The organism is Vibrio sinaloensis DSM 21326 (assembly GCF_000189275.1).
GTDB lineage: Bacteria > Pseudomonadota > Gammaproteobacteria > Enterobacterales > Vibrionaceae > Vibrio > Vibrio sinaloensis.
In genome coordinates, this window is the sequence record NZ_AEVT01000074.1 from 18614 (window position 1) to 31054 (window position 12441).

A 12441-nucleotide genomic window follows, 5' to 3' on the forward strand; every position below is an offset into this window, starting at 1 on the left:
AATACCCTAGTTTTTTCAGGGTTCAGTATCGGCCAGTGGAGTGTTACGATTAGATGCATAAGGAGGACCTATGCGTCAGTTCACTTCAAAGCAAGATTTTTGTGATTGGTTAAACCAATTTGAGCACTCAAGCCTAGCGCCCGAGTGGGCATCGATACCCAATGTTGTCTCAGTAGCAAGTAATGGATTTAAGATTCAGCTGCCCTTTGCTGTCAACCAGCTAGATAAAGATTTGGCTGAGTGGATTTCGTCTCAGCAGGCAAAGAGGGAAGTCGCTGCTTTTCACTGCGACATTGAAGTTGCACCAAAAGCCTTGCAAACCAACGTGAGCGCAGAGGTTAAAGGGGTAAAAAACATCATCGCGGTGACCTCGGCAAAGGGAGGTGTGGGAAAATCAACCACATCCGTGAACCTAGCGTTGGCGATCGCACGTTCCGGAGCCAAGGTCGGGTTGCTCGACGCCGATATTTACGGCCCTTCAGTACCTATGATGCTAGGGCAGATGAACGCCTCTCCTGAAGTTAGAGAAAACAAGTGGATGCAGCCGATAGCGTGCCATGGTATTTATACCCACTCGATTGGCTACCTTGTGTCTAAAGATGAAGCGGCCATTTGGCGTGGCCCGATGGCAGCAAAAGCGCTTGCTCAACTGCTGAACGAAACCGAGTGGCCGGAGCTGGACTATTTGATCATTGATATGCCACCTGGTACCGGTGATATTCAACTGACGCTTGCACAGCAAGTTCCGGTGACCGGTGCGGTTATCGTCACTACGCCTCAAGATTTGGCTCTAGCGGATGCTCGTAAAGGGGCGGCCATGTTTAACAAAGTCGATGTGCCAGTTGTTGGCTTAGTGGAGAATATGAGTTACCACATCTGCAGTCACTGTGGTGAAAAAGAGCACATCTTTGGCGCTGGTGGGGCGGAGAAAATGTCCCACGAGTATGGGCTCGATCTGCTGGCTCAAGTGCCGTTGCATATTCACGTGCGTGAAGATATTGACAAGGGTAAGCCGACGGTCGTGGCAAGGCCGGATTCAGAGCATGCAAGCTGTTACTTAGCAATGGCGGAGTCGATCTGTTCGCGCTTATACTGGCAGGGTAGGGTTAAGCCTGACGCTATCCAGTTCACTATGATTGAATAGCACAACTGCTCGATAATTGGACGCTTTTTCAGCGTCCAATTTTGTTCTTATTCTTTGTAATCGTTTGCGTTTATTTCTTTTATTCCATTTCTTCAATTGAGCCACATCGCGACTGGCAACTGCTGCCCGAACTCCCTATAATCAGGCGGTTTACCTAAAATAGTCCTAATACGCAGAGCTCATGACAGCGAGCACTGCTAGTATTAGCATATGACACCAATCTAATTCATCGGGTGCAAGAATAATGTCTGATAATAATCAATGCGTCATCGTCGGTATTGCTGGCGCGTCTGCTTCGGGAAAAAGTTTAATCGCGAGCACTATCTATAACGAACTTCGTGAGAAAGTGGGCGATCATCAAATTGGTGTGATTACGGAAGATTGCTACTACAACGATCAGGGCCACCTGAGCATGGAAGAGCGTGTAAAAACTAACTACGACCACCCGAGCGCGCTTGATCATGATTTATTGTGCGAGCACCTAGAGCAATTAGTTAAAGGTGAAGCAGTAGAAGTTCCAGAGTATAGTTACACTGAACACACTCGCACTGATACGACAACGACAATGACACCAAAGAAGGTGATCATTCTTGAAGGTATCTTGCTACTTACTGACCCTCGTCTGCGTGATTTAATGCATGCAACGGTATTTATGGATACGCCACTAGATATCTGTCTGCTACGCCGTGTGAAGCGTGACGTGGAAGAGCGTGGCCGTACCATGGACTCTGTACTAAAACAGTACCAAGAGACCGTTCGTCCTATGTTTATGCAATTCATTGAGCCTTCTAAACAATATGCCGACATCATTGTTCCTCGTGGCGGTAAAAACCGCATCGCGATTGATGTACTAAAAGCGCATATTGCAAAACTTCTGAAAGCATAATCGCTTAGCTAGCTCTAAAGCTTTATTTTTTATCAGATAAGTGGCACTTTAGGTGCCACTTTCTCTTTTATGGTCCACAGAAAGTTTGAGTGATCATTTATACTTGGAAGCAGCGGAGTAACAGCGAAACGCTCATTCACCAAACAAGGATAATTCTAATGAAGAAACTGTTCCTCTTTGTGGCGATTCCTATCGTTGCAATTTTAGGTGCCATTTTGGCCCTCGTCTTGTTAGTTAACCCAAATCAGTTTAAACCTATGATTGTCGAGCAAGCTAAGCTTCAAACGGGCTTAGATTTGGCGATAGAAGGCGACATCGGTTGGAAATTTTTCCCATCTATCGGCTTTGAGCTAGGCCAGACTGAACTGCGTAACCCAGAAGGCTTCAGCCAACTCAATATGTTGAAAGTTGACTCAGCGATGATTGAAGTGTCCGTTACGCCACTGTTTAGTAAGCAGCTTGAGATCGGTAACATAGTGCTTGATGGTGCGCAAGTTTCGATCGAAACACTAAAAGATGGTCGTAAAAATATTGATGCGTTGACTAAAGCGCAAAGTGCGCAAGCGGAGCAGCCTCAAGCACAGCAAGAGACTGCACCTGCCAATTCAGAGCCGAAAGCGGATGACTCTTCACCGGCAGCGGAGTGGACAATTCACCTTGCTGGTGTCTCTATTTCAAATGCTGCTGTAGATGTTCAAGATCTCCAAGCGGGCAGCTTCACTAAACTGTACGACGTCAATTTATCTCTCTCTGAATTCGAGTTTAATCGTTGGGTTAGTGCGGACTTTGGCGCGAAAGGTGAGTTGAATCAGCAAAAATTCGCCACACAAGGTCACGCTGAGTTCAATTTGGCTAAAGGTTTCGCGGAGTTTGCTTTGCGTAACATTGAGTTGGATAGTAGCTTCAGTGATCCGAGCACACAGATGGATAGCATTAAGCTGTCGCTGGACACCTTTGAATTCGATAAAGCCAATCAGCTCAGCTATGCCCTAAAAGGAAAAGCGGCGGAACTGGCAATCGATATGAAGGGTTCTGCTTCACTCACAGTGGACAAAGTGATTTCTAAGCTAGAGATGAGCGCGCTTACATTGGATGCCAACTTAGAGGGTGATAGTTTGCCACAGTCACCAATGAAGGTTGATATGGCATCAGATCTGACGTTCGACCTCACTAAGAGCCATTTGAGCTTTGTATTACAGTCACTCACCGCGAACGCTTTGGCGTTTGATGGTAAAGCGGATATTACCCTGGCTGATATTCCAAAAGTGCGTTTCTCTTTACACAGCCCAAATATCGACTTAGATGAATTTTTAGGTTTGAAGCAAGCTTCTGCGAAACCAGCTGAATCGGACCAGACCGCACCTCAAGAGTCAAGTAAGCCAGCAAGTGTAGAAAAAGAAGTGGAGCCTGACTTGAGCGCTCTGAAAACGCTCGATGTGCAAGGCAAGGTCACCATTGATAAGTTCAAAGCGAACAATGCTCATATGCAAGAAGTGAAGGCGAGCTTCCTGATTAATCGTGGTATTGCAGAGCTAACGTCTTTCAGCTCGAAACTTTATCAAGGTACCATCAGTGCCACTGCAAAGCTTGATGGTCGCAAGTCACCGGCTAGTTACACCGTCCAAAAGCGAATCAAGAACGTGCATGTTCAGCCACTACTTAAAGATGTGGCTGATAATGACCAGCTTGAAGGGACTGGTACCATCAATGTAGACCTTAAAGGTAAGAGCTTAACGCCAACAGGTATTCAAAGTAACTTAGTGGGTACCGTAGCGATTAACTTTGCTGATGGTGCGGTAAACGGCATTAACGTAGCCAAGTTGATTCGTGAAAATTATGCACGATTCAAAGGTCAAAAGCTTGAGGAAGAAGACAGCGTACAAAAAACTGACTTCAGTGCTATGACAGCGACACTTAAGTTAAACAAAGGAAATGTTTCTACCAACGACCTAAGCATGCAATCGCCGCTGCTGCGCATTCGTGGTAAAGGGGATGCGAACTACATTAAACAGACGGTTGATTTTACGATCAGTACATCGATTGTCGGTTCACTGGAAGGTCAAGGTGGTAAAGATATTGATGATCTAAGAGATATCACTATTCCGATTAACATTTCTGGTGAGTGGTCAAAGCCTAAGTACAAACTTGTGTTTGATGATGTGCTTAAGCAAAAAGCGGAAAAAGAGATTGACCGTGGCGTTGAGAAACTGACCGACAAAATTAAAGATGAAGAGACCAAAGAAGCGGTAAACAGCTTAATCAAAGGTTTATTTAACTAGGCATCTAGAAATAAAAAATGGCGCTCAAATGAGCGCCATTTTTTTGTTTATATTCTCTACCAATCGACCCCTTTGAGGGCTTTAACGCCAGATTCAAACGCGTGCTTAACGTTCTTCACTTCAGATACCGTATCGGCCATTTCAATCAAAGTACGGTGAGCTCCACGGCCTGTAATGACGACAGATTGCATCTTGGGGCGGTTATTCAGCGCTTCAACAACCTCATCAAGATCAATGTAACCGTAGCTGACCATGTAGGTCAGTTCGTCAAACAACACCACATCTATCGAGTCATCTTGCAGCATGCGCTTACATTCTTGCCAAACAATCTGCGCCGCTTCAGTATCCGCGGTTTTATTCTGGGTTTCCCAAGTAAATCCAGTTGCCATGACTTGGAACTCGACGCCTAACGTTTCCAAAAGGTTGCGCTCACCGTTGTCCCAGGTTCCTTTAATAAACTGGGCAACTGAACACTTCAGCCCATGGCCGACTGCGCGGGCAACGGTGCCAAACCCTGATGTTGATTTACCTTTCCCGTTACCAGTGATAATCAGTAGCAAGCCTTTTTCTTCCTGAGCAGCCGCGACTTTTGCGTCTACTTGCTCTTTCACTTTTTGCTGTCTCGCTTTGTGACGGGCTTCTTTATTGCTTTCGGAGCTCATGGTAAATCCTTTTTTAATTCATCTATCTGTCGCTATCATAGCGCATCAAGTCATTGGCAAACACCTTACAATTTTATGGGTAATGTTAGCTATAGGGGAAGTTTTGATGGTAAAGAAAGTACTTGTCGTTTGTATGGGCAACATCTGCCGTTCTCCAACCGGTGAAGCGATATTACGGGCAAAAGCAAAGCAGCGAGACATAGCGCTGACGGTTGATTCAGCAGGCACCATTGGTTATCACCAAGGTAACCCTCCTGATTCACGCTCGAGAGCCGCTGGTGAAAAAAGGGGATATTCATTTAAAGGTATTCGCTCTCGCAAAGTTGTCGCTGCCGATTTTGATGAGTTTGACCTGATTTTAGCGGCAGATAACGCCAACCTAGACGATTTGAGGGCGCAATGTCCAGAACATCAACGACACAAGCTGAGATTGTTCTTGAGCTTTGGGGATTCTAATTATGACGAAATACCTGACCCCTATTACGGAGGAGATCAAGGGTTTGAACTGGTACTCGATCTGATAGAAGAAGCAAGCGAAGCTATTTTGCAGCAGCTTTAACCTTTATGCGGCCATGACTCGGCCGCTAAAGTAATCATTCGATACAATGTACTCGGTATTACGGATAAGCTCATCCTGAATTTCAGCCCAATGCATCGAATCATGTTCGACCGCAGGCACCACACCGCCAACACGAATATTAAATGGGGTTAATTGCTTTGCCCAACTCTGGGTGAAGCCAGCAACCATAGAGGTTGCGTTATCAAAACCAGAGAGGTCTTGATAATCGTGATGTGAAATGACATTGACGATGACTCCATTTTTCTTCTCTTCTCGCATCCGTTCGGCCGTCGCTTGACCAAAAGTAAAAAGGGTCGCTGCCATTAATGACAATCGTTGAGTAAATACCGCGCTAGCGGAGTGATCAAAGATATTAGGCATAGCTTGCACTGTGATGGCGTTGATCAGCACGTCAGGGGAACGACGTATTTCTTGATCAATGAAATCGAACAGAGCTTGGGTAGAGTCCATGGAGTGATCGGGGATGGCGAATTGGTAGATACTTTGCGAGATGTCACAGCATTGCTGATAAGCCTCACTTAATTGGGCGGAGGCTTTATCGCACAATATGACCGTGGCTCCAAGCGACGCAAAGTGTCGAGCCATTGTGCTGCCTAGCTGAGTGCCAGCTGACGTCACTAAAACCACCGAACTGTTTATATTCATTGGCATTCCCCTTATGACCAATCAACGCAAAGTTGTCCACATAGCATGGTAGATTAGCTGTGACTTATGTGTGAATAAGCTCAAATTAATCCATCACATCATCCAGTAATACGCGTTTCTTTGCGGTCTTTCACACTAAAGGGGAGGTTTAATGAATCTGTAAGAAATTTAAGACAGCAAGTTTGTGATCTGACTAGAAAAGCGTTGCACTAAGCTTGTGCAGATATCTGGAAATTACGCTGTGCAGTGACAAGTTGTGTGTACAAATCAGCAGGCATTAGTGCTTTAGGCTCTTTTTCGGCCAGTTTGCGACGTTGATGCCCTGATAAGTTATGGTACAGCTCCTCTGGAAGATCGTGGGTAGCTTCTGGCATATAGGAGAGTGCATCCGGTTTAAGATAGTGACTCAGTTTTGCACTTGGCAGACCAGAGCTGTGAAACAGTTCAGCTTGTGATGCGGATATTTCGTAAGAGCTTTGATCAGAACGAAGTGGTTGCGGAGCCGGCAGTTCAAATCGCTTACGAAGCATCTGTTCGCTAGAGTCAAGCTGTTCGACTTTCTCCACTGGGGTGTTATCTCGGACGTCATCAGAGAACATCGACAAGATAAGCGCAAAATCAGCACGACGACCTTCGTGGACAGCATGGTTGATACCCGTGCCGAACTGAAGTTCGTTGATAATGCTCGCTTTGTCTAAAGTATGGATTTGCATACATGCCCTCGTCTGATGCTTTTATAGCGACGACAAGCAGTGAAACTTTAGTGAAATTACTGATGGAAAAGAAAAAAGCCAGCTAAATGCTGGCTTTTTAAGCGACTAAATTCCAAATCCAAAGGGGAAAGGATTATTTTGCTAGGTTCTCTGCAACGAAGTCCCAGTTAACTAGCGCCCAGAACGCGTTCATGTAATCTGGACGAACGTTACGGAAATCGATGTAGTACGCGTGTTCCCATAGGTCAACAGTTAGAAGTGGTGTAGTACCTTCTTCTGTTAGAGGAGTTGCAGCGTTAGACGTGTTAACGATTTCTAGAGAGCCATCAGCTTTCTTAACAAGCCAAGTCCAAGATGAACCGAAGTTGTTGATCGCAGAGTCAGTGAATTTTGCTTTGAACTCTTCGAAAGAACCGAATGCTGCGTTAATTGCTTCAGCAACTGCACCTGTTGGCTCACCACCAGCGTTTGGCGCTAGACAGTGCCAGTAGAACGTGTGGTTCCAGATTTGTGCTGCGTTGTTGAATACGCCACCAGTAGAAGTCTTGATGATGTCTTCTAGAGATTTACCTTCAAACTCAGTACCAGGGATTAGGCCGTTAAGCTTAACAACGTAAGTGTTGTGGTGTTTACCGTGGTGGAAATCTAGAGTCTCAGCTGAGATATGTGGTTCTAGTGCGTCTTTTGCGTAAGGAAGAGCTGGTAGTTCAAATGCCATTGCTCGATTCTCCATTAGTGTGAAAGAGTAAGAACCCTTTCGATTGCTTCCAATAGTAGTTGTTATTCGTAATCTAGTGGAAATAGATCACGGTCATTATGCTGACTTGGGCTCTAGTGTAGCAATTTTTTGTGTTATTAAAAGCTTAGCTCTGCAATTTCTATATGAAATTTCATTATGGTCTAAAACCCCAAATAGATTAGGCTTTTTATTCTCTGCCAATGGTTTAGAATGTCGAGATAACTTGCAGTAACTCCATTAAGAGGAAGCAATGGAAACTATCGACAAAATCAAACAGCAGATTGCTGAAAACACTATCCTTCTGTACATGAAGGGTTCACCAAAGCTCCCTAGCTGTGGTTTTTCTTCTCAAGCTGCTCAAGCACTTATGGCTTGCGGTGAGAAGTTTGCATACGTAGACATTCTACAAAACCCAGATATTCGTGCTGAGCTACCAGCTTACGCACAATGGCCGACTTTCCCTCAACTATGGGTAGAAGGCGAGCTGATCGGCGGTTGTGACATCATCATTGAGATGTTCCAAAAAGGCGAGCTACAGCCACTAATCAAAGAAGCAGCAGCACGTGCTGAAGGCAGCGAAGAAGCTTAATTCTGCTACTCTGCTAGTTAATACTGTTTAAATTTACAGTTTTTCTTGATTTATAAGGGCCACATTTTAATAATGTGGCCCTTATTGTATCTATCTGAAATGTACTTATGTCCCGCTTGTTTATTGCCGAAAAACCGAGTTTAGGTCGAGCCATCGCCGCCGCTTTACCGGGGCCGAAAAAAAACGACCAAGGGTTTATTCGCTGTGGTAACGGAGATGTAGTGACTTGGTGCATTGGCCATTTGCTCGAGCAAGTAGAGCCAGATGCATACGACGACCGATACAAAAAGTGGAATCTCGCCGATTTGCCGATAGTTCCTCAGCAGTGGCAACTCAGACCTAGGAAATCAGCAAGTAAGCAATTAACCGTCGTTCGAAAACTGTTGAAAGAGTCCAATCAGATTGTTCATGCCGGAGACCCAGACCGAGAAGGGCAGTTACTGGTCGATGAAGTCTTGGACTACTGTAAAGTCAGCAAAAGCAAAAAAGAATCGACGCAACGCCTACTCATTAGCGACCTCAACTTACCCGCAGTTAAACGTGCGCTGAAACAAATGCGCAGTAATCGCGATTTTGTTCCTCTGTCGGTTTCCGCTTTAGCTCGTTCACGAGCGGATTGGCTGTATGGAATGAACATGTCGCGTGCCTACACGCTCCTGGGCCAAAAAGCAGGTTATCAAGGCGTATTGTCGGTTGGGCGGGTACAAACTCCGGTGCTTGGCTTAGTCGTTCGTCGTGACGAAGAGATAGAAAACTTTGTCCCTCGCGACTATTTCACTTTGCATGCCCTGATTCCTTATCAAGGAGAGGGCGCAGAGTTCGATATTCGTGCCCGCTGGAAACCAAGTGAGGCATGTAAGCCTTGGCAAGATGAAGAGGGGCGAGTCCTTAATCGCAAATTGGTCGAGAATGTCGCGCAGAGAATCACCAATCAGCCAGCGAAGGTAGTTGAGTCTGAGCAAAAGCAAACCAAGCAATCTGCGCCGCTGCCTTACTCTTTGTCTGCACTGCAGATTGATGCGGCAAAACGTTTTGGTATGAGTGCACAGCAGGTGCTAGATACTTGTCAGTCATTGTATGAAAAACATAAACTGATTACTTACCCTCGTTCAGATTGCCGATACTTGCCAATGGAGCACTATGCGCAAGCTAAGAGTGTCACTGATGCGATCCGCAACAATGCGAACGAGCTATCCAGCGCTGTTGCTAACGCCGACCTCAACTTAAAGTCGAAGGCTTGGAATGACAAAAAAGTTGATGCTCACCACGCGATTATTCCAACGCCAAAGCAAGCGTCCGTCAATGCGCTGTCTGGTAACGAAATGAAGATCTATCAGCAGATTGCTCGCCAGTATTTGATGCAATTTTATCCTGCTGCGGTTTACGCGGAAGCTAAGTTAGTCTTCGATATTGCTGGTGGAACCTTTATCGCCAAAGGGCGTCAGTTAGTTTCTGCTGGGTGGAAAGCGTTGATGGGTAAGCAAGATGAAGAGGACTCCGGTGTTGATGCGGTTCCCCCGTTAGCTGAAGGAACCGTATTAACATGTCGAGAAGGTCAAATTCATGACCGAAAAACGGAGCCGCCTAAGCACTTCACTGAAGCAACATTACTGCAAGCAATGACGGGGATTGCCCGTTTTGTTGAAGACAAAGAGCTGAAAAAAATCCTAAAAGAAACGGATGGGTTGGGCACAGAAGCGACCCGAGCTGGGATTTTGGATACTTTGTTTAAGCGTCAATTGCTCACTCGCGAAGGTAAATCGATTCTAAGTAGCCCAGCAGGGAGAGGCTTAGTTCATGCGCTGCCTTCCGAGTCCACTTATCCTGATATGACGGCCCATTGGGAGCACCAACTTCAGGGGATGGCAGAACGAAATCAAGCGTATAGTCCGTTTATGCAGGCGCTGGAGACGCGCATCGATAATTTAATGCAGCAAGTGAAGGGAGGTGAAGTCCCAGAATCGCTACGGCACTTACCGAGAGTTGAACGCCCTGCGTTTAAGCGTAAACGGCGCAGTTCGGCTAAATCGGCAGGTCAAAAACGGACATCATCCAAACGTAAATCCAGTTAGCCTCTTTGGCCAATCGTGAGCTGATACTCTCTAGGGGTTAAACCGAATTTATCCTTAAAGCGCTGACGAAAGCGCTTCTCTGACTGATAACCACACATCTGGGCTAATTGGTAGCCATCGTATTCGTGCTTCTGCATCAATTGTAATGCGTGGTTAAGGCGCACTTGAGCCAGTAAGTGACGATATTGATAACCTTCTATTTTAAGTTTGCGGATCAGCGTAGCTCGGCTCATTCCAAAGTGTTCAGCGACAGCTTCCAAAGCGTGTTCGGTGGCGGGCGAGGCTGCAAGGTACTGGGTAACCGTTTGTGCCAACGATGCTTGATAACTTGGAAAAACTTTATGCAGTGCGCCTAGTTCTGCTAATTGCTGGTACAGTGGCATTAACCAATATTGCTGAGTTTGCGAGCTCATTGATTTGAGGTTTAGCGTTGCCAAAATATTGAGCGTTTCCCTTACGGGTTTATCGGCTAAGCAATAAGATGAATCAGAACAAGAGGCTACCGACTCACTTAGGCGCAGCATCTCCTGGTTTGGCGAAAAATAAAAACTAAACACTCTCGATAAAAATGGCCCTTTGTCTGGAAGGTTAGCAAAGTTCCACGAACTTGATGCGCTGCATAGAATGAGCGAATCAGGTGTTAGAGTGACAGCTTCATTCTGCCAGAACAGTCTTTTATTACCCGATAGAATCTGGATGATACTCGGGGAGTGAATCGTCACATTTCTTAACGCCTGTAAGTGCTGTGCACGAAACTCAGTGATCTGAAATGAGTGAGCCATCACTCCTCCTTCAATTAACGGGTATAGGTCGCTGTCAGCGTCGTTTTCGCTAATGCGATACTATTAAGGGTGAAGCCCACAACAGCTGCCGGTGTCTCCTCACCTAGATCCAGCTTAGCTTTTGGTAAAGCCCAAACGGTAAATTGATAACGATGCATACCATCACCCACGGGTGGGCAAGCTCCGCCAAATCCTTTCATACCATAATCTATACGGGTTTCTAAACCACCGAGCTTACTGATGTCTGCCCCTCTTGGCAGTTGTGTAACATTCGACGGGATATCAAGTACAATCCAATGCCAGAAGCCACTCTCTGTTGGCGCATCTGGATCATAAGCCGTAATGGCGAAACTTTTGGTTCCCTTCGGTGGATTGTTCCAGCTTAATTGCGGCGACACATTATCACCTGAGCATCCCCAGCCAGAAAATTCAAAGGTTTTACCCATAGGGTGGCCTTCTTGAAGGTCTTGGCTGGTAAGGTCGAAAGCCAGTGCTTGCCCTGACAGAATCACGCCTGTTGTCATTAATGCTAATACGGAAGTTTTCATGTTGAGCTCCTTATGTCTGATTTAATGTCAGTGTAATGAGCTCAACCGATAGGCGTGGTATAAAAAGTATCACATTTGTTTGCATTGACACTAAATATGATACTTATTTGGATGTGTAGGCTACCAAGGAAGAGGTGTGCCGTCGTAGTTGATAAATTCACCCGAGCGGCTGATATCGGCATTCTTGATCACTTCAATTAACCCAGCTGCTGATGTTTGGGTATCGATTAGCGCATTAGGTCCGCCCATTTCAGTTTGTACCCAGCCAGGGTGAAGTGCTAACACGGTAAAACCTTCAGCTGTCAGATCGTTGCTTAAGCTTTTAACTACAGAGTTGAGGGCTGCTTTTGATGAGCGGTAAATGTAGCCACCACCTGAAGTATTCTCAGTCATGCTGCCGACTTTAGACGAGAGGCAAGCAATTTTCTTTAGCTGTCCTTTTTGCAGGTTAGGGTATAAAGACTCTACCAGTTTCAACGGTGCAATCGTGTTGATTTCAAAGACTTTTCGCCACTCATCAACATCGGTATTCCCAAAGCCATAACCTTTTGGTCCGTAGTAGCCTGCGCTGTTGATCAGCAAATCGATAGCGGGTAATGAATTAGCAAATTCACTTAGTCCTTGATAATCAGTTATGTCTAATGGGTGGCAGGTTAGGTTGTTCCCCTCCAATTCAAGAAGCTCCTGCGAACTCGTCTCTGAGCGATAGGTGGCGTGGACTTGCCAGCCTAGAGCAAGATAGTTTTTCGCTAAGCTTAGCCCGATGCCACGGTTAGCTCCGGTGATTACAACAGTTTTCATC

13 protein-coding genes are annotated in these 12441 nt (G+C 45.8%); 6 read left to right on the plus strand and 7 right to left on the minus strand.

Translation table 11 applies throughout. The features are described 5' to 3' along the window. Window positions 1-70 precede the first annotated feature (70 nt). The 3 genes from apbC to RH45_RS13195 all read left to right on the plus strand — a co-directional run bounded on the left by apbC (window position 71) and on the right by RH45_RS13195 (window position 4309). The gene (gene apbC / locus RH45_RS13185) at window positions 71-1144 is read left to right on the plus strand and encodes an iron-sulfur cluster carrier protein ApbC (RefSeq protein ID WP_008077945.1); all 1074 of its coding nucleotides are present in this window, start codon (window positions 71-73) and stop codon (window positions 1142-1144) included. A 244-nt stretch (window positions 1145-1388) separates the two neighbouring features. Further along, the gene (gene udk / locus RH45_RS13190; RefSeq protein WP_008077947.1) at window positions 1389-2030 is read left to right on the plus strand and encodes a uridine kinase; all 642 of its coding nucleotides are present in this window, start codon (window positions 1389-1391) and stop codon (window positions 2028-2030) included. Between the two features lie 158 nt (window positions 2031-2188). After that, window positions 2189-4309, plus strand: coding sequence for an AsmA family protein (locus RH45_RS13195; RefSeq protein WP_008077948.1), 2121 nt, complete (start codon window positions 2189-2191; stop codon window positions 4307-4309). 56 nt (window positions 4310-4365) lie between these two features. On the opposite strand, the gene cobO is transcribed toward RH45_RS13195, so the two are convergent. Beyond that, window positions 4366-4971: a cob(I)yrinic acid a,c-diamide adenosyltransferase gene (gene cobO, locus RH45_RS13200; protein ID WP_008077949.1), complete on the minus strand. Its 606-nt coding sequence runs from the start codon at window positions 4969-4971 to the stop codon at window positions 4366-4368. Between the two features lie 106 nt (window positions 4972-5077). Here cobO and RH45_RS13205 point away from each other — a divergent pair, with 106 nt between their 5' ends. Beyond that, entirely contained in the window at window positions 5078-5530 is a 453-nt protein-coding gene (locus tag RH45_RS13205; protein ID WP_039958641.1) for a low molecular weight protein-tyrosine-phosphatase, read from the plus strand. 3 nt (window positions 5531-5533) lie between these two features. Here RH45_RS13205 and RH45_RS13210 read toward each other — a convergent pair whose 3' ends face one another. The 3 genes from RH45_RS13210 to sodB all read right to left on the minus strand — a co-directional run bounded on the left by RH45_RS13210 (window position 5534) and on the right by sodB (window position 7627). After that, window positions 5534-6196: an SDR family oxidoreductase gene (locus tag RH45_RS13210; protein WP_008077951.1), complete on the minus strand. Its 663-nt coding sequence runs from the start codon at window positions 6194-6196 to the stop codon at window positions 5534-5536. Between the two features lie 209 nt (window positions 6197-6405). Beyond that, window positions 6406-6909 (minus strand): VC2046/SO_2500 family protein, encoded by a 504-nt coding sequence (locus RH45_RS13215; RefSeq protein WP_008077953.1) that lies wholly within the window; start codon window positions 6907-6909, stop codon window positions 6406-6408. A gap of 133 nt (window positions 6910-7042) precedes the next feature. Continuing rightward, window positions 7043-7627, minus strand: coding sequence for a superoxide dismutase [Fe] (sodB, locus tag RH45_RS13220; RefSeq protein WP_008077955.1), 585 nt, complete (start codon window positions 7625-7627; stop codon window positions 7043-7045). A 271-nt stretch (window positions 7628-7898) separates the two neighbouring features. Here sodB and RH45_RS13225 point away from each other — a divergent pair, with 271 nt between their 5' ends. Both RH45_RS13225 and RH45_RS13230 read left to right on the plus strand, forming a co-directional pair. Further along, the gene (locus RH45_RS13225; protein ID WP_008077957.1) at window positions 7899-8237 is read left to right on the plus strand and encodes a Grx4 family monothiol glutaredoxin; all 339 of its coding nucleotides are present in this window, start codon (window positions 7899-7901) and stop codon (window positions 8235-8237) included. 107 nt (window positions 8238-8344) lie between these two features. Next, complete coding sequence (locus RH45_RS13230; protein ID WP_008077959.1) at window positions 8345-10309, plus strand: DNA topoisomerase III; 1965 nt, start codon at window positions 8345-8347, stop codon at window positions 10307-10309. On the opposite strand, the gene RH45_RS13235 is transcribed toward RH45_RS13230, so the two are convergent. The 3 genes from RH45_RS13235 to RH45_RS13245 all read right to left on the minus strand — a co-directional run bounded on the left by RH45_RS13235 (window position 10306) and on the right by RH45_RS13245 (window position 12440). Continuing rightward, window positions 10306-11091 (minus strand): helix-turn-helix transcriptional regulator, encoded by a 786-nt coding sequence (locus tag RH45_RS13235; RefSeq protein WP_008077961.1) that lies wholly within the window; start codon window positions 11089-11091, stop codon window positions 10306-10308. The two genes, RH45_RS13230 and RH45_RS13235, sit on opposite strands and share 4 nt — an antisense overlap. Before the next feature lie 14 nt (window positions 11092-11105). Next, window positions 11106-11639, minus strand: a complete 534-nt coding sequence (locus RH45_RS13240) for a YbhB/YbcL family Raf kinase inhibitor-like protein (RefSeq protein ID WP_008077963.1) — start codon at window positions 11637-11639, stop codon at window positions 11106-11108. 120 nt (window positions 11640-11759) lie between these two features. Then, entirely contained in the window at window positions 11760-12440 is a 681-nt protein-coding gene (locus RH45_RS13245) for an SDR family oxidoreductase (protein ID WP_008077972.1), read from the minus strand. Between the last annotated feature and the right edge of the window lies 1 nt (window position 12441).

Excerpts from the sequence above, each read along its gene's own strand:
- RH45_RS13235 (WP_008077961.1), bottom strand. The coding sequence starts at position 11,091 with ATGGCTCACTCATTTCAGATCACTGAGTTTCGTGCACAGCACTTACAG.
- RH45_RS13210 (WP_008077951.1), bottom strand. The coding sequence starts at position 6,196 with ATGAATATAAACAGTTCGGTGGTTTTAGTGACGTCAGCTGGCACTCAG.
- RH45_RS13240 (WP_008077963.1), bottom strand. The coding sequence starts at position 11,639 with ATGAAAACTTCCGTATTAGCATTAATGACAACAGGCGTGATTCTGTCA.
- RH45_RS13215 (WP_008077953.1), bottom strand. The coding sequence starts at position 6,909 with ATGCAAATCCATACTTTAGACAAAGCGAGCATTATCAACGAACTTCAG.
- apbC (WP_008077945.1), top strand. The coding sequence starts at position 71 with ATGCGTCAGTTCACTTCAAAGCAAGATTTTTGTGATTGGTTAAACCAA.
- udk (WP_008077947.1), top strand. The coding sequence starts at position 1,389 with ATGTCTGATAATAATCAATGCGTCATCGTCGGTATTGCTGGCGCGTCT.
- RH45_RS13195 (WP_008077948.1), top strand. The coding sequence starts at position 2,189 with ATGAAGAAACTGTTCCTCTTTGTGGCGATTCCTATCGTTGCAATTTTA.
- RH45_RS13225 (WP_008077957.1), top strand. The coding sequence starts at position 7,899 with ATGGAAACTATCGACAAAATCAAACAGCAGATTGCTGAAAACACTATC.
- sodB (WP_008077955.1), bottom strand. The coding sequence starts at position 7,627 with ATGGCATTTGAACTACCAGCTCTTCCTTACGCAAAAGACGCACTAGAA.
- cobO (WP_008077949.1), bottom strand. The coding sequence starts at position 4,971 with ATGAGCTCCGAAAGCAATAAAGAAGCCCGTCACAAAGCGAGACAGCAA.
- RH45_RS13230 (WP_008077959.1), top strand. The coding sequence starts at position 8,345 with ATGTCCCGCTTGTTTATTGCCGAAAAACCGAGTTTAGGTCGAGCCATC.
- RH45_RS13205 (WP_039958641.1), top strand. The coding sequence starts at position 5,078 with ATGGTAAAGAAAGTACTTGTCGTTTGTATGGGCAACATCTGCCGTTCT.
- RH45_RS13245 (WP_008077972.1), bottom strand. The coding sequence starts at position 12,440 with ATGAAAACTGTTGTAATCACCGGAGCTAACCGTGGCATCGGGCTAAGC.